Source organism: Arcicella aquatica (assembly GCF_034928825.1).
Taxonomy (GTDB): domain Bacteria; phylum Bacteroidota; class Bacteroidia; order Cytophagales; family Spirosomataceae; genus Arcicella; species Arcicella aquatica.
The window spans coordinates 105,227-125,971 of the sequence record NZ_JAYFUL010000013.1 but is presented as its reverse complement, the minus strand read 5'-3'; the positions used below and the strand labels follow the sequence as shown (position 1 = coordinate 125,971).

Annotated in this window: 14 protein-coding genes; 13 read left to right on the top strand and 1 reads right to left on the bottom strand. The window is 37.0% G+C overall.

Features of this window, described 5'->3' with window-relative positions; genetic code table 11:
- Positions 1-145: 145 nt before the first annotated feature.
- From VB264_RS10500 to VB264_RS10480, 5 genes are all read left to right on the top strand, one after another.
- A complete protein-coding gene (locus tag VB264_RS10500) occupies positions 146-859 on the top strand; it encodes an NUDIX hydrolase (RefSeq protein WP_323249137.1) in 714 nt (237 codons plus the stop codon).
- 108 nt (positions 860-967) lie between these two features.
- On the top strand, positions 968-2,431 hold the full coding sequence (locus VB264_RS10495; RefSeq protein WP_323249135.1) for an aldehyde dehydrogenase (NADP(+)): 1,464 nt from the start codon (positions 968-970) through the stop codon (positions 2,429-2,431).
- A gap of 467 nt (positions 2,432-2,898) precedes the next feature.
- Entirely contained in the window at positions 2,899-4,830 is a 1,932-nt protein-coding gene (gene nagB, locus VB264_RS10490) for a glucosamine-6-phosphate deaminase (RefSeq protein WP_323249133.1), read from the top strand.
- 192 nt (positions 4,831-5,022) lie between these two features.
- Positions 5,023-6,273 (top strand): sugar MFS transporter, encoded by a 1,251-nt coding sequence (locus VB264_RS10485; protein WP_323249131.1) that lies wholly within the window; start codon positions 5,023-5,025, stop codon positions 6,271-6,273.
- 302 nt (positions 6,274-6,575) lie between these two features.
- Positions 6,576-6,983 carry a DUF983 domain-containing protein gene (locus VB264_RS10480; protein ID WP_323249129.1) on the top strand — a complete coding sequence of 136 codons (408 nt, stop codon included), beginning with the start codon at positions 6,576-6,578 and terminating at the stop codon, positions 6,981-6,983.
- A gap of 120 nt (positions 6,984-7,103) precedes the next feature.
- On the opposite strand, the gene VB264_RS10475 is transcribed toward VB264_RS10480, so the two are convergent.
- Positions 7,104-7,862 carry a DeoR/GlpR family DNA-binding transcription regulator gene (locus VB264_RS10475; RefSeq protein WP_309924468.1) on the bottom strand — a complete coding sequence of 253 codons (759 nt, stop codon included), beginning with the start codon at positions 7,860-7,862 and terminating at the stop codon, positions 7,104-7,106.
- 255 nt (positions 7,863-8,117) lie between these two features.
- On the opposite strand from VB264_RS10475, the gene VB264_RS10470 reads away from it, so the two are divergent.
- From VB264_RS10470 to VB264_RS10435, 8 genes are all read left to right on the top strand, one after another.
- Positions 8,118-11,318: a SusC/RagA family TonB-linked outer membrane protein gene (locus tag VB264_RS10470; protein ID WP_323249127.1), complete on the top strand. Its 3,201-nt coding sequence runs from the start codon at positions 8,118-8,120 to the stop codon at positions 11,316-11,318.
- Between the two features lie 14 nt (positions 11,319-11,332).
- Entirely contained in the window at positions 11,333-12,877 is a 1,545-nt protein-coding gene (locus VB264_RS10465) for a SusD/RagB family nutrient-binding outer membrane lipoprotein (protein WP_323249125.1), read from the top strand.
- Between the two features lie 140 nt (positions 12,878-13,017).
- Positions 13,018-14,379, top strand: a complete 1,362-nt coding sequence (locus VB264_RS10460; RefSeq protein ID WP_323249122.1) for an alpha-L-fucosidase — start codon at positions 13,018-13,020, stop codon at positions 14,377-14,379.
- Between the two features lie 252 nt (positions 14,380-14,631).
- On the top strand, positions 14,632-15,117 hold the full coding sequence (locus tag VB264_RS10455) for a RidA family protein (protein WP_309924478.1): 486 nt from the start codon (positions 14,632-14,634) through the stop codon (positions 15,115-15,117).
- 3 nt (positions 15,118-15,120) lie between these two features.
- A complete protein-coding gene (locus tag VB264_RS10450; RefSeq protein ID WP_323249120.1) occupies positions 15,121-16,239 on the top strand; it encodes a D-TA family PLP-dependent enzyme in 1,119 nt (372 codons plus the stop codon).
- Positions 16,240-16,400: 161 nt separating this feature from the next.
- A complete protein-coding gene (locus VB264_RS10445; RefSeq protein ID WP_323249118.1) occupies positions 16,401-17,474 on the top strand; it encodes a dipeptidase in 1,074 nt (357 codons plus the stop codon).
- A gap of 94 nt (positions 17,475-17,568) precedes the next feature.
- Positions 17,569-19,857 (top strand): beta-N-acetylhexosaminidase, encoded by a 2,289-nt coding sequence (locus tag VB264_RS10440; RefSeq protein ID WP_323249117.1) that lies wholly within the window; start codon positions 17,569-17,571, stop codon positions 19,855-19,857.
- Positions 19,858-19,930: 73 nt separating this feature from the next.
- A complete protein-coding gene (locus VB264_RS10435) occupies positions 19,931-20,734 on the top strand; it encodes an alpha/beta fold hydrolase (RefSeq protein ID WP_323249115.1) in 804 nt (267 codons plus the stop codon).
- Positions 20,735-20,745: the final 11 nt, after the last annotated feature.

Below are 20,745 nucleotides of genomic sequence, written 5' to 3'. Positions count from 1 at the left end.
GATATTAGTGAATAATTAAAAAATTAAATATTTCATTGATTAAGTATTATCATTGTTTCATTATGGAACAATAATAATTCATTTTCTTGAATCCGCCAAGTTTTTGTATTATTTTTGTGGAAATTAGTATCAGAATAAGACAAGTATGGAATCCGATAAAATAGTGATTGACGAGAGCAAATACATTCAACAATTATCCATTGACTGTGTGATATTTGGGTTTCATGGAGAGCAATTAAAGGTATTATTACCGAAGGTAAAACAATTAGAATTATGGTCGTTGCCGGGGGGGTATGTATTGAAAAAGGAAGATATTGAAGCTGCCGCACAAAGGATATTAGAAGAAAGAACAGGGCTAAGAGACATTTATCTGGAACAATTTTATGTTTTTGGCAGAGCCAATCGTTCTACTGGTGAAACACTCAAGAAGGTATTATTGGCGAATAGTATCCAAATACCTGAAGATAGTTGGGTTTTTGAACGCTTTATTTCAATAGGCTATTATGCCTTGGTTGATTTTTCGAAGGTAAATACCAAAATAGGTATCTATGATGAAGCTTGCGAATGGCATGATATCCACCAATTACCTAACTTAGCTTTTGATCATGCGGAAATTATTCAGAAAGCGTTAGAAACGTTGAGGTTTATGCTTGATGATAAATTAGTTGGACTTAATTTGTTGCCTGAAACGTTTACCATGAAAGAGCTCCAGATTTTATACGAGACTATTCTGGATAAGCCTTTAAGGAGAGATAACTTTCAACGTAAAGTATTGACAATGGGTATCTTAGAGCGTATCGAAAAGAAATTTACAGGGGCAGCACACAAAGCACCCTATCTTTATAAGTTTGTAAAATAATCATTTATTGATTTTTAGTTTTTGTTCAATAGGTAATTTCTTCCTTTATTTACTTTATATAATATACATAATCAACAGCCTCATCATAAATCGCTGGAATTAAACGAAATGGATAATATTAATGAAATCATGCTTCAATCTGCTGAAGCGTTTAAACAATACCGTAAGGTTTCTGGAAAACAAAAAGCTGTATTTTTAAGAACAATTGCCGAGGAAATTGAAGCGTTGGGCTTGGAGCTCATTCATACTACGATGGAAGAGACCAATCTTCCAGAAGCCCGTTTGTTGGGTGAACGTGGACGTACAATTTTTCAGTTAAGAATGTTTGCTGATTTATTAGAGGAAGGTTCTTGGGTAGAAGCACGCATAGATACCGCTCAACTAGACCGTAAGCCATTACCAAAAGTAGATATTCGTAAAATGTCTGTGCCTCTTGGAACAGTAGTGGTTTTTGGGGCTAGTAATTTCCCTTATGCTTATTCAACCGCTGGTGGCGATACTGCTTCTGCTTTGGCTGCTGGTTGTCCAGTAGTCTTAAAGGGTCATCCAGCGCATGCTCGTACTTCTGCTATGGTAGCAGGTGCGGTATTACGTGCAGCAGAACGCACAGGAATGCCTAAAGGTACTTTTGCCCATGTAGATGGAGGCAACGGTTTTGAAGTAGGAAAAGCCCTAGTAATGCACCCAGTAACTAAAGCGGTTGGCTTTACAGGTTCTTTTGCTGGTGGAAAAGCCTTGTTTGATATGGCGAATCAGCGTCCAGAACCGATTCCTGTATTTTCAGAAATGGGAAGTATCAATCCAGTAGTATTGATGCCCGAAAAAATGGCTGAAAGTGCAGAAGGCATTGCGAAAGAGTATGCAGGCTCTATCACCTTGGGTGTTGGTCAGTTTTGTACTAACCCTGGGTTGATTTTAGGTGTTGATAATGCAGATTTACAGCATTTCATCAGCGTACTTGCTACTGAAATAGAGAAAGTAGTTCCTTCAAAGATGCTTAATGCAGGTATTTACCAAAACTATGAAGGCAAGAAAACAGTAGCATTAGCACAAGAGGACGTAAAAACAGAAGGAGAATCACTTGTTGAGAAAACGGATAGTATCCAAGGGTTGGCTACTGTTGCCTCGGTTGATGCTGAGGTATTTTTAGCAAATCCGACTTTACACCAAGAAGTATTTGGCCCTTTTTCTTTAGTGGTAAAATGTAAAGATATAGCACAGTTAACAGCAGTAATACAACATTTGGAAGGTCAGCTTACAGCTACATTCATGGCTACTGAAGCAGAATTGCAAGCGAATGATGACTTAGTAGAAGCACTTAGAAGCATCAGTGGTCGATTAATTTTTAATGGTGTTCCTACAGGTGTTGAAGTTTGTTTTGCGATGCATCATGGTGGACCTTTCCCATCTTGTACTGACGCTCGTTTTACTTCGGTTGGACCAGACGCTATCAAACGTTTTGTTCGTCCTGCTAGTTATCAAAGCTTCCCAGATAGCCTTTTGCCAGAAGAATTACAAGAATCTAATCCATTGAATATTTGGAGGATGGTTGATAATGAATGGAAAAAATAATTAACAATTTTTTAACAATCGGAAATATATTTCCAGATGTGTAAAATTGTTAATTTTATCAAAATTTCATCAAATGGGTTAAAATGAGATGTTTTAACCCATTTGATGTTTTTAACGCTCTTCAAAAATTGCTACCTCACTTCTGCTACCGACTGATTTTCCAATAATTATTCCTTCAATTTTTATTAAACATTGTACTTTGTCTATTAAAAATAGGCTTTATATGTTATTTGGTGAGTTTTTATAAAAAATCAATATTTTATTTCCGATTTCTTCTCTTTATAATTCTTCAATTATCTAATTAACATTAGATAATTTTTAAAATTCGGTAATATATTTCATTAATAATTATTTTACTGTTTTCAATTTTTTATTTTATAATTCATTGTGTAGTATAATTCTTTTGACATTAAGTTTGTGCTTCTTATTCCATAACTAAGAAATATTTACTCAAAATTGTCATTAAAATGATTGAAGCAACTGAAGCCATAGAATTAGAAAAAGAAGCAATCTCTTTGGAAAGAGTACCCACCAAAATTTATAAAGATGCCTCTGAAGCCTCTAAAGCGGTGGCACAAGAAATCGCAAAAATTATTCGTCACAAAAATGCTTTAGGCAAACCCGCAGTATTGGGCTTAGCTACGGGGTCAACACCTAAAAAAGTATATGCTGAACTTATTCGCCTGCATAAAACGGAAGGGCTAAGTTTTGAAAATGTGATTACGTTCAATTTAGATGAATATTATCCGATGCAACCTGACGCCGTACAGAGTTATCATCGTTTTATGAAAGAACAATTGTTTAATCATATAAATATCGTTCCTGAAAACTGCCATATTCCAACAGGTACTTTGCCACTGGAAAAGCTCTCAATTTTTTGTAAAGAATATGAGGCTCAAATTGAAGAATTAGGCGGACTAGATATACAAATATTGGGTATCGGTAGAAACGGACATATTGGTTTTAACGAGCCAGGGTCGTTAGTTAATTCAAGAACAAGATTGATGACACTCGATATTACTACCCGCATGGATGCTGCTGGCGACTTTGGTTCTTTGGTAAAAGTACCACGCAGAGCAGTGACAATGGGAGTAAAGTCCATCATGGAAGCAAAAAGAGTTGTTCTTTTAGCTTTTGGTGAACATAAAGCAAAAGTAATCAAAGAAGCCATAGAAGGCCCTGTGTCTGAAAAAATACCAGCTTCGTATTTGCAAGGACATCAAAATGTAAGGTTTATTTTAGACGAAGCCAGTGCTTCTGAATTGAGTAGCCGTAAAAAACCGTGGTTGTTTGATGAAGTAAATTGGGATAAAATGATGGTGAAAAAGGCCGTTACCAATTTAGCGTTGAGTTTAGATAAGCCTATCTTGAAATTAACCAACCGTGATTATAATGAAAACGGATTGAGTGATTTACTAGCGAACTACGGACAGGCTTACGATATTAACTTACAAGTTTTCCAAAGCCTACAACATACTATTACGGGATGGCCAGGGGGTAAGTCGCTAGCAAGTGACGCCAACAGACCAGAAAGAGCATTCCCTGCTCAGAAAAGAGTATTGATTTTCAGTCCACACCCCGACGATGACATTATTTCGATGGGTGGAACATTCCAACGGTTGGTTGACCAAGGACATGATGTACATGTAGCTTACCAGACTTCTGGAAATATTGCTGTGGCAGACGATGAAGCCCTACGCTTTATCGATTTCTTAGACGATTTCAATACAACCTTCGATATAGATAACAGAAAATACAATACTGTTTTTGAAGAAGCGCGCGCATTTTTAAGTACCAAAAAAGATAGTGAAATAGATATTCCTGCGGTACGTTATGTAAAAGGCATCATTCGTCAAGGTGAAGCAAAAGCCACTTGTCGTTTTGTAGGCATTCCTGCTACTAACGTTCACTTTTTGAATATGCCTTTTTATGAAACAGGGGCTATTCAAAAAATGCCATTGGGCGAAGCAGACATCACGATTGTATCGAATATCATTGCTGAAATAAAGCCACATCAAATTTTTGCAGCAGGTGACTTAGCCGACCCACACGGAACGCATAAAGTATGTTTAGATGCCATTTTTGAATCGCTTGACCGTTTGAAAAAAGAAGAGTACATGAACGACTGTTGGGTATGGTTGTATCGTGGAGCATGGGCTGAGTGGGATATTCATGAAATTGAAATGGCTGTACCAATGAGCCCAACACAAGTATTGCAGAAGCGTCACGGTATTTTCAAACACCAATCTCAAAAAGATGGTGTAGTTTTTCAAGGAAACGATTCAAGAGAATTCTGGCAACGTGCCGAAGACAGAAATAGCGCTACCGCTGAATTGTACAATAAGCTAGGTTTTGCAGAATATGCAGCCATCGAGGCTTTTGTAAGATATCATTATTGATTTTAGGGTGAGTATTTCCTAAGTATCAATCAAAACAACAAGTATTTAGTTAGAACTGGTTATATATTAATAATGCTTGAACATTAGAATTCACTACGGGCTATGCCTGTAGTGAATTTATTTAATATGTGCCTTTCAACATTGCCTTCAACGTACTTTATTTATACATTTTGCCCCAAACCAACCACCATTATGACTAAAAATAAATCTTTTTTATCGCCCATTGTTATCATCGGGATGTTGTTTTTCATCTTTGGTTTTATCACTTGGCTCAACGGAACCCTTATCCCATTTCTTAAAATTGCTTGTGAACTTGAATATGCCGAGGCGCTTTTAGTAACCTTTGCTTTTTATATTGCCTATGTTTTTTTAGCGATACCATCGTCTTTTATTTTAACAAAAGTAGGCTTTAAAAATGGCATGGCTTTGGGGTTGGTAATAATGGCGATAGGTGCTGTTGTATTTGTACCTGCTGCTCAGAGTCGTTCATTTGCATTATTTCTTACAGGATTATTTATTCAAGGAGCAGGGATTTCTTTGTTACAAACTGCATCCAATCCATACATTAGTATTTTAGGCCCGATTGAGAGTGCGGCACAACGCATTAGTATCATGGGCGTTTGTAATAAGATTGCAGGAGCTTTGAGTCCGCTGATTTTAGGAGCAATTATTTTAGATGGTGCAAGCGACATTGAAAATCAGTTAAAAACTAGCCTTGCCAGTGAAAAAGAAATATTATTAAACGAATTGGCTGGACGTGTTATCGTGCCTTATATCGTAATGGCTATTGCATTATTGCTTTTGGCATTTATGATTTATAAATCTAGTTTGCCAGAAATTGACACAAGCAAGGATGAAAGCGAAGCTGTTCAAGATGCAAGTGGAAAAAGTATATTCCAACATGTAAATTTGGTATTAGGAATTTTAGCAATTTTTTGTTGTGTAGGCGTTGAAGTAATTGCTGGAGACACCATAGGGCAATACGGAAGTTCATTAGGAATTAGCTTAGATGTTTCTAAGAACTTTACTTCACTAACGTTGGTTGCTATGCTGGTTGGTTATTTCGTAGGTATTGTGGCCATTCCGAAATATATTCCACAAAATAAAGCCTTGATGTATTGTGGTATTATTGGCGTACTATTTACTATCGGCATCATCTTTACGGCTGGTTTTACCTCTGTTGCTTTTGTAGCATTGTTGGGTTTGGCTAATTCTTTAATGTGGCCAGCTATTTTTCCTTTAGCGATTAAAGGCTTGGGTAAAAAGACTGAATTTGGTTCGGCTCTATTGATTATGGGTATTGGTGGCGGTGCTATTTTGCCATTTTTCTACGGAAAAATAGCCGAGTCTGTGGGTGTTCAACAAGCTTATTTGATATTGATTCCTTGCTATTTATACATACTATACTTCGCAACGATTGGACATAAAAAACAAACGTGGTAGAGATATTTAGTGATTTAGTGAGTGTTTACAATGAGTGATTTAGTGAGTTTTGATTGAGTGATTAAAAAAAATGAAAAATAAATAAATTTTCGGGAACTTACTTTTGTGAATCGCCTTCCCAATCACTAAATCACTAAATCACTAAATCACTAAATCACTAAATCACTAACTCACAACTAAAATAAGTAAAAAGTCCTATAGGCTGCTTATTAAATACCATTAGATTGGATGGCTCGGTAGTAGCTTTGTTGTATGATTATTAAATGATAAAAATCATTTAAAGGTAATTAAACAATAAAGTTATGAGCCAGTATCAGACCTTAAAATTAGATAGAGAGCGTTCTAAATTTGAAGCCATTGTAGAACAAAGATGTCCACAATGTAGAGAAGGTAAAATGTTTAAATATTCATTCTTACGCGTAGATAAGTTTGATGAAATGCATACAAATTGTCCTGTTTGTAATTTACGTTACGAAGTAGAACCAGGCTTTTGGTATGGAGCGATGTTTGTAAGCTATGGGTTTTCCATATTAATATTAATCGTGTTGGGAGTAGTATTATATTGGTTTTTTAATGACCCTCCGATTATGGGCTATATCGTACCCATCACAGTAGTATCGCTTATTTCAGTACCTTTTAATTTCAGAATGTCGAGATCTGTATTTTTACACCTCTTCGGCTTTGTAAAATATAAACCAGAGATTAGATAGGTGTGATTTAGTGATTTAGTGATTGGGAAGGCGATTCACAGAAAGTAAGTTCCCCAAGTTCATTTATTTTCAACTTTTTTTAATCACTCAATCACAACTCACTCAATCACTCATTCACAATTATATCACTTGCAATTTGCTATTTTGATAAGCAGATAATTCTGGAGAATTGGCAGGCAATTCAGTAATTAAGTAGTCGATTTCTTGTAGGTCGGCTACTTTCATTTTCATGACAGAGTTTAATTTCTCTGAAATTGCCAATACCGCTACTTTATCTGATGCCTTCATCATCGCCTTCTTTACTTGTACTGTTTCCCAGTCAGAGTCAGTTACGCCTCCTTGTGCATCAAGAGCATTTGTTCCCAAAATACATAAATCTGCTTTCATTTCTGAAAGTCGGTGATGTACTTCTCCACCAATAGACATTTGACTGTATCTTGATACCTGTCCACCAATCAAAATAATTTCGATATTGGGCTTGTCCAATAATTCAACAGCCGTTAAAGGATTGACTGTCATGAAGGTAGCCGTAAAATCTTCTGGAATTAGTTTTACAAATTCTCGGATAGTAGTACCCCCCCCAATCAGCACTAACATTCCTTCTTTCAATAAAGAAAATGCTTTTTGTCCGATTTCTACTTTATGACTATGGGCATACGTTTCTTTCAGATTAGATGAGTGGTGATAAGCCTTTGACATAGCCCCGCCTCTAATCTTGATAATTTCGCCCTCTTCTGCTAATTCATTAATATCTCTTCGAATGGTGTCTTCAGATACACTCAACGCTTCTACTAATTCTCCTAAAGATATTCTTGTATGAACATTGATTTCCTTTAAAATCAAATCTTTACGTTCTTTCTTTAATAAGTTAATCGACATTATAATTATTAAAATTTTATCAAATTGAATATAACAAAGGTATAAAAAAACTGCAAATTAACAGAAGGTTTCATTGTAAATTATATTGCAAAATTTGCAATTTTTAAGAAAAAATACTCATTTTTATTACAATTTGTTATTATTTTTTTAACAATTTGTTTTTCGTGTGCAAAAAATTTATATGTTTGTTGCAATAAGTGCAATATTTGTTTGCAGTTATTGCAGAATCCAATTTACCATAAAAAACTTTTAAGCATGAAAAAAATTAGACTATTAAAAAGCCCTCAACGCTTCTTATGGCTTTCTCTTATTGGAAGTTTAGCAATAAGTGGCTATTCGCATGCTAATGTGAATAAAAATACCGTTACTTATCTTCGGAAACCATCAGAAAAGAGTGTAGTTAAGGAAATAGGGGGAAAAGTTATTTCTGCAAAAGATGCAAGTCCAGTGATTGGTGCTGCGGTTTTTATCAAAGAAAATCCAAGAGTTGGTACAAGTACAGATGCAGAAGGAAATTTCAAACTGAACTTGCCAGATAACATCGCAACTAAAAATATTACGTTAGTAGTAAGTAGCGTGGGTTTTGAAACATTTGAGGTGACTCTTTCAGCAGGACAAACTTCTGTTTCAGTTACTTTAAAAGAAAGTGTTCAGCAACTTGGAGAGATTGTTGTAACAGCCTTGGGTGTAAAGAAAGACAAACGTGCGCTTGCTTACTCAGTATCAGAAATAAATGGTTCAGAATTCACACAAGCACGTGAGAACAACGTAGCCAATGGTTTAACAGGTAAAATAGCTGGGGTAAATGCTACTGGTCTATCTACTGGCCCTGGTGGTTCCAGTCGTGTGGTTATTCGTGGTAATGGTTCATTGACAGGCAATAGCCAACCGCTATACGTAATCAATGGGATGCCAATAGATAACAGTGTTCCCGGTGGAAGTTCATTACCTAACGGCTTAGGAACTAAAGCTGGAACAGACCGAGGAGATGGTATTGCTGCCATCAATCCAGATGATATTGAATCAATGACAGTATTGAAAGGTGGAGCTGCCGCTGCCTTGTATGGTTCACGTGGTGCTAATGGGGTAATCTTGATTACGACAAAAAAAGGGAAGCAACAAAAAGGAATTGGTGTAGAATACAACGGTACATATTCTATGGAAAATATCTCTGTATTCCCAGATTTCCAATATGAATACGGACAAGGCGATGGTGGTGTAAAACCAACAACATTGGCACAAGCACAAGGAACAGGTCGTCGTTCGTTTGGTTCAAAAATTGATGGCTCTACTGATTATGTAGCCGCTGATGGTAAAACTCACCCGTATGTAGCCCAAAAGGATAACTTGAAGAATTTTTATCAGACAGGAACTACTTTCACCAACTCTATTGCTTTTTCTGGCGGTAACGACGCAATTTTATATCGTCTTTCTTTAGCAGATATGGATGCGAAAGGGATATTACCTTCTAATACTTACAACCGTAAAACCGCTAACTTAAATATTTCAGCTAAACTAAGTGACCGTCTTAGAGCAGAAGCAGTAGTACAGTATAATCTTGAGAAAGGTAACAATAGACCAATTGCAGGGGATGCTTTGGGTAACCCTAACTGGATGCCTTACGAAGTAGCTAATACTGTGGATGTACGTTGGTTAAACCCAGGATATGATGCAAATGGGAACGAGATTTTCTGGAACGATGCAGGCATTGTAACGAATGGTTACTTCTTTATCAATAAATTTAAAGAAACAGATACTAAAGATCGCTTTATTGGTCAAGCCTCAATTTCTTATGATATATTAAAAAACCTGACGATAAAAGGTACTACTACGCGCGATTTTTATAGTTATAATTTCACGAGTATTCAGCCAACAGGTGGGCAGTATATCCCTCAAGGTCAGTACGATGGCATCAAATCGGATGTATCAGAAACCAACAGCATGATTACGGCTGCCTATAATACCAAATTTGCAGAAACAATTGGATTATCAGTGTTAGCAGGGGGTAATACCCGTCAGTTTACAAATAATCAATTTGACTTCTATGGACAGGGCTACACTATCCCTTATTTCTATAGTTATTCAAACTTGTCAACGTCAACCGCTACTCCAGTTTCTAGTAATATTAAAACAAATTCGGTATTTGGTTCAGCAGATTTAGATTATAAAGGAATCTGGTTTTTAACACTGACTGGCCGTCAGGATTGGTTTTCAACACTAAGTCCTAAAAACAATAATATCTTCTATCCAAGTGTTGGAACAAGTTTGATTTTATCAGATGTGATAAGAATGCCACAGGCATTTGATCAAGTAAAATTGCGTGGTTCATGGGCACAAGTAGGTGGGGGCGGTCCTGACCCTTATACAATCAACTTAGCTTATAGCAATGTTCCAAGTGCAAGCTCAGTGCCATTACAAAATGTAAGCTCTACTTCGATTACTAATGCAGAATTAAAACCGTTCACTTCTACTACGATTGAATTAGGATTAAGTACTCGCTTGTTTGGAGGACGTTTAAATTTTGATGCCGCTTTATATGACAAAAAATCATCAAATGATATTGTAAGTGTGCCTATTTCAGGAGCATCAGGTTATACAAGTGCTATTTTAAATTCAGGTGAATTAAGTAACAAAGGGATAGAATTGTTAATAGAAGGCACTCCTATTAAATCTGCTAATTTCTCATGGAATACGAGCTTCAACTTTGCTTATAACAAAAGCGAAGTATTAAAGCTAGCGGATGGTATCAGTACCTTTTCAATCGGAAACTCTGCCAATGGTAACGCATTCATTAACAACCAAGTAGGCATGCCTTTTGGGGGAATTTATGGATACCGTAAAAAGACAGACGCTGCGGGAAGAATTATTTATGATACCAACTCTAACCTACCTCTACAAACTGATAACAACCAGTTTTTGGGCAATGGTGTTCCTCCTTACACAATGGGTTTAACGAACTCATTCAAATACAAAAACTTCTCATTAGATGTATTAGTTGATGGTAAGTTTGGTAGTAGTATCTTCTCAGTAATGGAAGTATATGCTACTCGTCTAGGATTGTTGAAATCTACCTTACCAGGTCGTGAAAATGGTTTAGCATTAAGCGGTGTTACTGCCAACGGAGATGCCTATTCTTATACAGTACCTGTGGCTAATTTGCGTAGTGCATACTATAATAACTTAAACAGATATACTGAATTATTTGTGCATGATGCAAGTTTTGTGAAACTACGTCAGATTATTATTTCTTACCGCCTACCTGCTGGTTTCTTGAAAGCATTAGGTATCCAGTCGGCAAGCGTATCATTAGTAGGACGTAACCTCCTGATTTTGTATAAGAAAACAGACAATTTTGATCCAGAGCAAAGCTTGACCAATGGTGCAGCACAAGGTATCGAGTCAGTTGGCTTACCTCGTACTCGTTCATACGGTTTGAACCTGAATTTGAAATTCTAACAAAAAGCAAGACAATGAAACAGTTATTTTCAAGATATACATTCCCTTTACTCGCAGCATGTAGCATGTTTCTTACATCCTGCGATGGAGATTTCGCTGAAATCAATACCAATCCCAATGCGGTATCCGTCCCTACTACTCCCTATATATTTAGCAAAGCCCTGTATGATGGCGCAGCCAATAGTGGAAATAAGGGTAGCCTTTTATTTGGGTTGATGCAATATACTACCAGCTATAATGACGTAGAAGGTTTTGGATCTAAGTATGTAGCATCACAAGTGAATGCTACAGGGGGCGTATTTACGAACTCTTATCCAAACCAAATTAATGAAATTGGGGAGGTAATTAAAGCAGTAAAAGATGACCCTACAAAGGTAAATCTGTATGCAACAGCGCGTATTTGGCGAGTATATTGCTTCAGTCGCCTTACCGATTTGTATGGTGATATTCCTTATTCACAAGCAGGACAAGGCTATAATCTTTCTGTATTTCAGCCTAAATATGATGCTCAGAGTACTGTTTATGCAGATATGTTGAAAGAATTGGAGGCGGCAGCTACGGCCTTGACAACTTCTAATACTACTACTTTCGGTAACTCTGATTTGATTTACCAAGGAAATGTTACTCAATGGAAAAAGTTTGCCTATTCGTTGATGTTACGTTTGGGTATGCGTTTGACAAAAGTAGATGCAGCAGGTGCACAAAGCTGGGTGACTAAAGCCGTTGCTGGTGGTGTAATCAGAGACTATGCAGACATTGCCAAAGTGAGCTATACTTCTGGGGGACAGAACATCAATAAAAACCCAGTGGCATGGCAATTGCTGAATGATAATTATTTACGTGCTGATGGTGTGAACAATACTGAAGGGGGTAAATATCAGCAGGTATTTATCAATTCATTAAAAGCTAATAACGACCCACGCTTAGGAGTGCTTTCTGTAGTATATGTAAATGGAACTGCTAGTTCAGATGAAAGTATTCAGAAAGGTATGCCTGCTACGATTAATGGAACCAAGCCTTCTGATTTTGTTACTTATTCAGAACCAAAGCAAACAACAGTATTAAAAGTAGATGCTCCTCTATTGTTGTTTACGGCAGCAGAATCTAATTTCTTATTGGCAGAAGCTGCTTTAAGAGGTTGGTATAGTGCCGAAACGGCTACTAGTTTATACGAAGCTGGTATTCGTGCATCGATGAGACAGTGGGATTTGATTAGTGGGACAACCAACGTTATTGACAGAACTCGTATTGATAGTTATGTGGCGGCTCATGCTTTAAAGACTACTGGTTCAGTAGCTACTCAAATTGAACAGATTTACAATGAAGTTTGGGTAGGCCTTTTCCCTGATGCTCAGGAAGTATATAACAACTACCGTCGTACGGGTTATCCAGCTTTGACACCAAACGTATATCCAGGTAATGCTACTGGTGGTAAAATATTCCGTCGATTCTTGTACCCTGTTTTAGAGCAGACGCTTAACAGAGCTTCATATAACGAAGCAGTACAAAGACAAGGGGTGGATGATTTATTAACCCGAGTTTGGTGGGATAAACAATAGACTATTATCCAATTTTATATAAATACTTCATCTGTATTGACGAACGCCTCAATGTTCGTCAATACGGGGTGAAGTACTAAAAATCAATAAACTTTTGTAATTTCATAAATTGCTTAATCACAATTGTTTATCATAAGATTATGTTTTTAAAAAAGATAGTAATATTCTTGATTTGTATTTGTTTTACGATACAAATTCAGGCACAAAAAGTACAAATAAATAACAAGCCAGAACGCATAAATTGGTTTCAAGATTTAGCTTTTGGGATGTTTATTCATTGGAATGTAGATGTCTCTTTAGGAGCAGTTATCAGTCATTCCTTGGCAGGAGCTTCAAACGAATATGTTGAAAAATACATCGACGAATTACCCAAATACTTTAATCCTAACAAATTTAACCCTACTGATTGGGCAAAGAGTGCCAAGTTAGCAGGCATGAAGTATGTAGTTTTTACGGCGAAACATCACTCTGGTTTTTGTATGTTTAATACACAAACCACGCCCTTCAATGTGATGAACACTCCTTATGGAAAAGACCTTACCAAAGAAATTATTGATGCTTTCAGAAAAGAAGGAATTGCCATTGGAATTTATTTCTCGCCAGAAGACTTTAACTATTTTCATAAGAACAATATCCAGATAGGTCGTTTACAATTGCCAGAGCACTTTCCTGCTAATAACAAAGGCTTGATGGATTATGATAAAAAGCAATTGAAGGAATTATTGACTAATTACGGCAAAGTAGATATTCTTTTTATTGATGGGCCAGGCGATGGACTACGTGAATATGCTTGGAGTTTGAATCCAGAATTGGTGATTACGCGTGATATCATGACAACGCCTGAGCAAAATACACCTGATGAACCGATGGCGCGTCCTTGGGAGGCTTGTTATACGATGGGCACAGATTGGCAGTACAAACCAACGAATGACCCTCATAAATCTGGTACAGAAATCATCAATATGCTCGTTGAAATCAGGGCAAAAGGAGGTAATTTCTTATTGAATGTTGGCCCTAAGCAAGACGGAGAGTTGCAGATAGAACAACAAGCACTTTTACAAGAAATAGCCCTTTGGAATTTTGCCAATGCTGAAGCCATTCATGCCGTAAAACCCCTTTCTGTCGTGCGTGAAGATAATATTTGGTACACGCAGTCGAACGATGAAAAGTACATTTATGCTATTGTGCAAAGAAGTGGATTTGAAGACTGGAGATATGGAACACGCAAAAACTTTGTGCTGACACATATAGAAGGAAATGCCAATACCAAAGTGAGTATTTTGGGCTATAAAAGCGAATTGGTAGAATACAAAAAAGATTTTGATGCTAAAATCTACAATGCTCCCACCACCATTGGGTTAGTCGTAAGTGCCGTAAATGGTCAACGCTTTTACACTAACAATCAATGGAAAAATGCGGCAGTATTGAAAATTGAAAATGCAAAATTCAGAAAACTCAATACCCCAAAAGCAACCCAAAGTTCGATAGACGGTGCGAAGTAGGACGTCAGCATATTATTACTTTCAATCCGTTATTGACAGGATAAAAATTTGTGAAAATAATTCTCTTAATTAATGCTGTAAGGTGTTCATTTATAGTAAATTAATGAAATAATTCACGGATTTTCTTCATAGAAAACGTCAGGATTGATAAGGGCAACACTTATATTACTTTTTTAAACCTTGCAAAATGCATGATGAAGGTTTTATGAAAAGCTTCATCAACACAAATTTGAAACAAAAACAATTACTATTATGAACGTTATTGAATTACTTAGTCCAGAACAATCTTTTGAAACGCTCGGATTATCCCTACCTCCAGCACCTCTTCCTTTAGGTGTTTATAAACCTTACTTAATAGATGGCAAATACCTCTACCTATCTGGACATGGCCCTGTAAGAGACGATAAAAGCTTGATCATTGGCAGAATTGGCAAAGACTTAGATATTGAAGAAGGAAAATTAGCGGCTTGTCAAGTGGGCTTAACCATGCTTTCAACCATCAAAACACATCTTGGTAGTTTAGATAGAGTAAAGCGTGTTATCAAAATTTTGGGCATGGTCAATTGCGTGTCAGAATTTGAGCGCCATCCTTACGTCATCAATGGTTGTAGTGAGCTTTTTGCCAAAGTATGGGGAACAGAAAACGGCATTGGGGTAAGAAGTGCAGTAGGTATGGGAACACTTCCAGATAATATTCCTGTAGAAATTGAGGCGATGTTTGAACTTCATGAAGACTAGGCCATGAGTAATAACACTATTGGGTACAACATTGAAAATATTAATACGCTTGATACGCCTGCATTGGTAGTTTTTCCAGACATCGTACAGCGTAATATCCAAAAGCTTGTTGCTTCTATTGATGATGTCAGCCGTTTGAGACCACACATCAAAACGCATAAAACCTTAGAAGTAACCAAGTTGTTACAAGAAGCAGGTATTCAGAAATTCAAATGTGCTACCATTGCAGAAACTGAACTCTTGGCAATTGCTAAAGCCAAGGATGTACTCTTGGCATATCAGCCAGTAGGGGCTAAATTGTTTCGTTTGATTGAAATCATCAAACACTTTCCTGAAATAAAATTTTCGTGTCTGGTCGATTCTCTGGCGGTAGCCAAAGAGATGGCGAAAATCGCTCAGGAGAATGACCTTACTTTATCGCTTTATGTCGATTTGAATGTTGGTATGAATCGCACAGGGATTTTACCAGAAAATGCATTTGAATTAATCCTTTCTTTAGAAGATATAAAAGCCTTGTCAGTGGAAGGCTTCCATATTTATGATGGTAACATCAAAGATTTAGACCTTGATGTTCGTACTCAACAATGCAATACGGCTTTCCAAGCTGTAAATGATTTAGTAGAAAAACTAATAGGAAAAGGCATTCAAAACCTCAATATTGTAGCGGGAGGAACACCAACGTTTCCGATTCATGCGAAAAGGGATAAGGTAGAATGTAGTCCTGGCACTTTTGTGTATTGGGATAAAGGTTATCTAGATTCTTTCCCTGAGCAAGATTTTGAACCAGCAGCGTTAGTGATAAGTCGGGTAATTTCTCTGCCTGATAAAAATAAAATCTGTTTGGATTTAGGGCACAAGTCTGTAGCAGCAGAGAACCCTTTGGATAGAAGAGTATTTTTCTTGAATGCTCCCGACGTAACTTTTATCGGACAAAGTGAAGAACATTTGGTGCTGGGTGTTCCCGAAAACCATAGTTATCAAATCGGGGACGTTTTTTATGGATTACCTATTCATATTTGCCCAACATGTGCTTTGTACGAAAAAGCAAATATTGTAGTGCATGAAGTATTGACAGGGGAAAAATGGAAAATTATTGCCAGAGACAGACAAATCAATTATTGAGGGCGATTAGTGAATATTGTTTTATATCATTAAATAAGGCTTGACAATTGTTATATAGACTTTCCAGAGACTTTTTAGGACTGGAAAGTCTTTTTGCGCATCATATCTGAATTCATTGAAAAATCTGACAAGTTCAACACTTGTCTTATACGAAATAGCATATGTTTACAATAGACGCACATCTTGACCTTAGCATGAATGCGATGGAATGGAATCGTGATTTAAGATTATCAGTCTCTGAAATTCGGGAGAGAGAAAAAGGCATGACCGATAAACCAGATCGTGCCAAAGGAACGGTTACTTTTCCTGAGTTAAGAAAAGGAAATATAGGATTGGTCGTAGCAACACAAATAGCACGTTTTGTAAAACCTGATAGTACCTTACCAGGTTGGGCATCGCCAGAACAAGCGTGGGCACAAACCCAAGGACAAGTAGCATGGTATAAAAGCATGGAGGAATGTGGCGAGATGGTTCAAATCAATAACCTTGAATCATTAGAAAAACACCTTGCCCTTTGGAATGATGGCACACCCAACGAAAGTAAGCCTATTGGTTATATTTTAAGCTTAGAGGGAGCAGATTCGCTAGTGACTATCAATCATGTAGAGCGAGCCTATCAATATGGTTTGCGTGCTATTGGTCCTGCACACTATGGTCCAGGACGTTATGCTCAAGGAACAGATGCGACTGGTTTTATGGGTAAAGCTGGGCAAGATTTACTGAAAGAAATGGAAAGACTCAACATCATTTTGGATGCTACGCATTTATGTGATGATAGTTTTTGGGAAGCCATGGATCATTTCAATGGGGCTGTTTGGGCAAGCCATAATTTATGCAGAAGCTTAGTGAACCATAATAGACAGTTTAGCGACGAACAAATAAAGGAATTAATTAGTAGAGATGCCGTAATTGGCGGAGCATTAGACGCTTGGATGATGGTTCCTAATTGGGTAAGAGGTAAATCGACACCTGAGGGAATGAACTGTAACTTGGCTGTCATGGTAGACCACCTCGACCATATTTGTCAACTGGCAGGGAACGCCCTTCATGTAGGTATAGGTTCAGATTTAGACGGAGCTTTTGGCACAGAACAAGGTCCTTATGATTTAGATACCATTGCTGATTTACAGACGATACCAGCCATTTTAGAGAAAAGAGGTTATTCTCAAACAGACATTGAAAACATCATGCATGGCAATTGGTTGAGATTTTTAAGAAAGAATTGGAGTAAATAGCGTTGAGCAATAAGCGTTGATTTTTTTTGTTTTTGAGGTATTATAATTTTCAAATATCTCAAAAACATTTTTCGTTTTCAATCCATCCCTTCTCATGTCAAAAATGAAAAATCGTTTTAGTCTCATTTTATCGTTGGTGTTTTTTGTAGCATCAAATGCCTCTTTTGCCCAAAGCATTGCTATTATTCCCAAGCCCGTTTCTGTTGTGCTTAATAAAGAAATATTTCAACTAAATACGAATACGACCATTGTCAAACCATCGGCTTCGCTTGCAAAAAATAGTGGTTTACTTCGCGAAGCACTTTCTTCATTAACACGTTATTCTTTTCCCATTTCAACCCAAACAAAAGCAAATTATATTAGTCTGAGAATTGATTCAAGCAAGGTTTTAAAACAAGAAGGCTATCAACTGAATATTACTAAAAATGCTATTGAAGTAATCGGGCATGATGAAGCAGGCGTTTTTTATGGGATTCAAAGCTTGATACAAATCGTTTATCAAGCTCAAAATAATGGCTTTAAGTTAGCGGGTTGTCGTGTGAATGATTATCCAAGATTCGCTTATCGTGGTTTGCATTTAGATGTTGGTAGGAATTTATTCCCATTATCTTTTCTGAAGAAATACATTGATTTACTCACCTTTTATAAAATCAACACTTTCCATTGGCACCTTACAGAAGACCAAGGTTGGCGAATTGAAATTAAGAAATACCCCCGCTTACAAAGTGTTTCAGCGTATCGGGACGAGACTATTATTGGTCATAAAAAAGACTCACCACATCGATTTGATGGAAAAAAATACGGTGGATTTTATACCCAAGAAGAAGTAAAAACATTAGTAAAATATGCTTCCGAAAAATATATTACCATCATTCCTGAGATAGAAATGCCTGGTCATGCAGTAGCAGCATTAGCGGCTTATCCGAATTTAGGTTGTACAACAGGCTCTTATAAAACGGCTACTTTTTGGGGTGTTTTTGATGATGTTTACTGTGCTGGAAATGACAGTACATTTATCTTCCTGAAAAATGTATTAGATGAAATAATCCCTCTTTTCCCTTCAAAATATATCCATATTGGGGGAGACGAATGTCCTAAAACACGCTGGAAAGTTTGTCCTAAATGCCAGAGACGTATGATAGAAGAGCATCTAGCCGATGAGCATGAATTGCAAAGCTATTTTATCAGAAAAATAGAAAAGTATGTCAATAGCAAAGGACGTGAAATAATCGGTTGGGATGAAATCTTAGAAGGTGGATTGAGTCCCAAAGCAACCGTAATGAGTTGGAGAGGCGAAGCAGGAGGCATTGCTGCGGCTAAGCAAAAGCATGATGTAATTATGACGCCTGAGAGTCACCTGTATTTAGATTATTATCAGTCACTACAAGCAAATGAGCCTACGGCAGCAGCGGGCTTCACACCACTTTCAAAAGTATATAGTTACGAACCTATTTCGGCTGAATTGAGACCCGAAGACGAACAATATATCAAAGGTGTACAAGCAAATGTTTGGTCGGAATATATGCCGACAACGAAGCATGTAGAGTACATGGCTTTCCCAAGAGCGTTGGCTTTGTCAGAAATTGCTTGGTCGCAAAAAGAACTTCGTAATTATGATGATTTTCTGGTTAGATTACGTCAACACAGAGCTATTCTTACTCAGAAGGAAGTAAACTTCTTCGACCGCTTTGAGGAATTTACGTATGATTTCTTGATGGATAAATCGGGTAATACAACGGTGCATTTAGCTAGTACATTACCTAATACAACTATTCACTATACGTTAGATGGGAAAATACCAACGATAAATGATAAGGTATATAGTAATCAGATAGTTATTGATAAAAGCGCATATTTGAAAGCCCAAATATTTGTGGGTAGTAAACCTTATGGACAAGCATTTGAGCAGGTATTTAGCTATCATAAAGCCATTGCTAAAAAGGTGACATTAGGCAATCAACCTAAAGCTGGTTACAATCCTGCGGTACCTTTTGTGTTGGTAAATGGACTGGCTGGAAATAGTAGGTACAACAATATGCAATGGGTGGGCTTTAGCGGAGAAAATGTAGAAGCAACCATTGATTTAGAAAGTGTTCAGTCAATTAGTCAGATAGGAATTAATATTTTGAAATACCATTGGCAAAGAATGTGGGAGCCGAATAAATTGGTTTTTTCATTGTCGGAAGACGGCATTCATTATCAAGAAGTATATCGTACCTCTGATTTTCCTGCGAATGGAATTAATCAAATTAGCGCTAAAATAGCCACAAAGAAAGCTCGTTTCATAAAAGTACAGGCAGAAAATAAAGGCATTATTCCAGCAGGAGAATATGGAGCAGGGGGCAAAGCTTGGTTGTTGGTTGATGAGATTTTTGTGGAGTAATATTGACAATATAATTAGAACTGGAGTCGGATCAAAATAGTAAAATCAACGGAAATAATTAAACTATAATTTAATGAAAAGTCCTCAAAAAACATTCATTTTTTGTTTGCTAATCCTTTTGTCTTTCAATGTAAAGGCTCAGCATTTCAAGTACTTAAAAGCTGCTGACGGACAACGCATTGCTTATGAAGATACTGGAAGAGGCAAGCCTGTTGTCTTGTTACATGGTTTTATCAATACGGGTGCAAACTGGCGAAAAACTTTATTATATAAAGATTTGATAGCAAAAGGCTTTCGAGTGATTGTGCCAGATTTGCGTGGAAATGGTGCTTCCGACAAGCCCCATGAGGATAAGTATTATCAAAATGATGCTGAAGTAAAAGATGTAATGAGTATTGTTTCAGCCTTGAAAATTAAAGATTATATCTTAGTCGGCTATTCAAGAGGGGCTATTGTAGCGACTAAATTATTAACGAAAGACAAAAGAGTAAGTAAATCTGTTTTGGGGGGCGTAGGTCAATACTTTACCAATCCTGAGTGGGACAGGAGAAAGATGTTTGCTGATGCCTTTAGCGGAAAAGCACATTTACATCTTGAGACACAAGGAGCTGTTGCTTATGCCAAATCAATTGGAGCAGATACGATAGCCTTAGGTTTTCTCCAAAAATATCAGCCCGTTGCCTTGCCTTCTGAATTGATGAAGCATAAAAAACCTGTATTAATTATTTGTGGAGATGAGGATTTAGATAATGGAGACCCTAAAATACTACAAACATATTTCAAAAATGCTACCTTAAAATTAGTAAAAGGGAATCATAATGGAACTTACAGAACACAGCCTTTTTCGGATGAAATTATGAGTTTTTTAGCAGAGTAAAGACATTTTCA

Bases quoted from the DNA above. Each gene is read 5' to 3' on its own strand.
- VB264_RS10480 (WP_323249129.1), top strand. From the start codon at position 6,576: ATGAGCCAGTATCAGACCTTAAAATTAGATAGAGAGCGTTCTAAATTT.
- VB264_RS10495 (WP_323249135.1), top strand. From the start codon at position 968: ATGGATAATATTAATGAAATCATGCTTCAATCTGCTGAAGCGTTTAAA.
- VB264_RS10440 (WP_323249117.1), top strand. From the start codon at position 17,569: ATGTCAAAAATGAAAAATCGTTTTAGTCTCATTTTATCGTTGGTGTTT.
- VB264_RS10465 (WP_323249125.1), top strand. From the start codon at position 11,333: ATGAAACAGTTATTTTCAAGATATACATTCCCTTTACTCGCAGCATGT.
- VB264_RS10435 (WP_323249115.1), top strand. From the start codon at position 19,931: ATGAAAAGTCCTCAAAAAACATTCATTTTTTGTTTGCTAATCCTTTTG.
- VB264_RS10455 (WP_309924478.1), top strand. From the start codon at position 14,632: ATGAACGTTATTGAATTACTTAGTCCAGAACAATCTTTTGAAACGCTC.
- nagB (WP_323249133.1), top strand. From the start codon at position 2,899: ATGATTGAAGCAACTGAAGCCATAGAATTAGAAAAAGAAGCAATCTCT.
- VB264_RS10460 (WP_323249122.1), top strand. From the start codon at position 13,018: ATGTTTTTAAAAAAGATAGTAATATTCTTGATTTGTATTTGTTTTACG.
- VB264_RS10470 (WP_323249127.1), top strand. From the start codon at position 8,118: ATGAAAAAAATTAGACTATTAAAAAGCCCTCAACGCTTCTTATGGCTT.
- VB264_RS10500 (WP_323249137.1), top strand. From the start codon at position 146: ATGGAATCCGATAAAATAGTGATTGACGAGAGCAAATACATTCAACAA.
- VB264_RS10475 (WP_309924468.1), bottom strand. From the start codon at position 7,862: ATGTCGATTAACTTATTAAAGAAAGAACGTAAAGATTTGATTTTAAAG.
- VB264_RS10485 (WP_323249131.1), top strand. From the start codon at position 5,023: ATGACTAAAAATAAATCTTTTTTATCGCCCATTGTTATCATCGGGATG.
- VB264_RS10445 (WP_323249118.1), top strand. From the start codon at position 16,401: ATGTTTACAATAGACGCACATCTTGACCTTAGCATGAATGCGATGGAA.
- VB264_RS10450 (WP_323249120.1), top strand. From the start codon at position 15,121: ATGAGTAATAACACTATTGGGTACAACATTGAAAATATTAATACGCTT.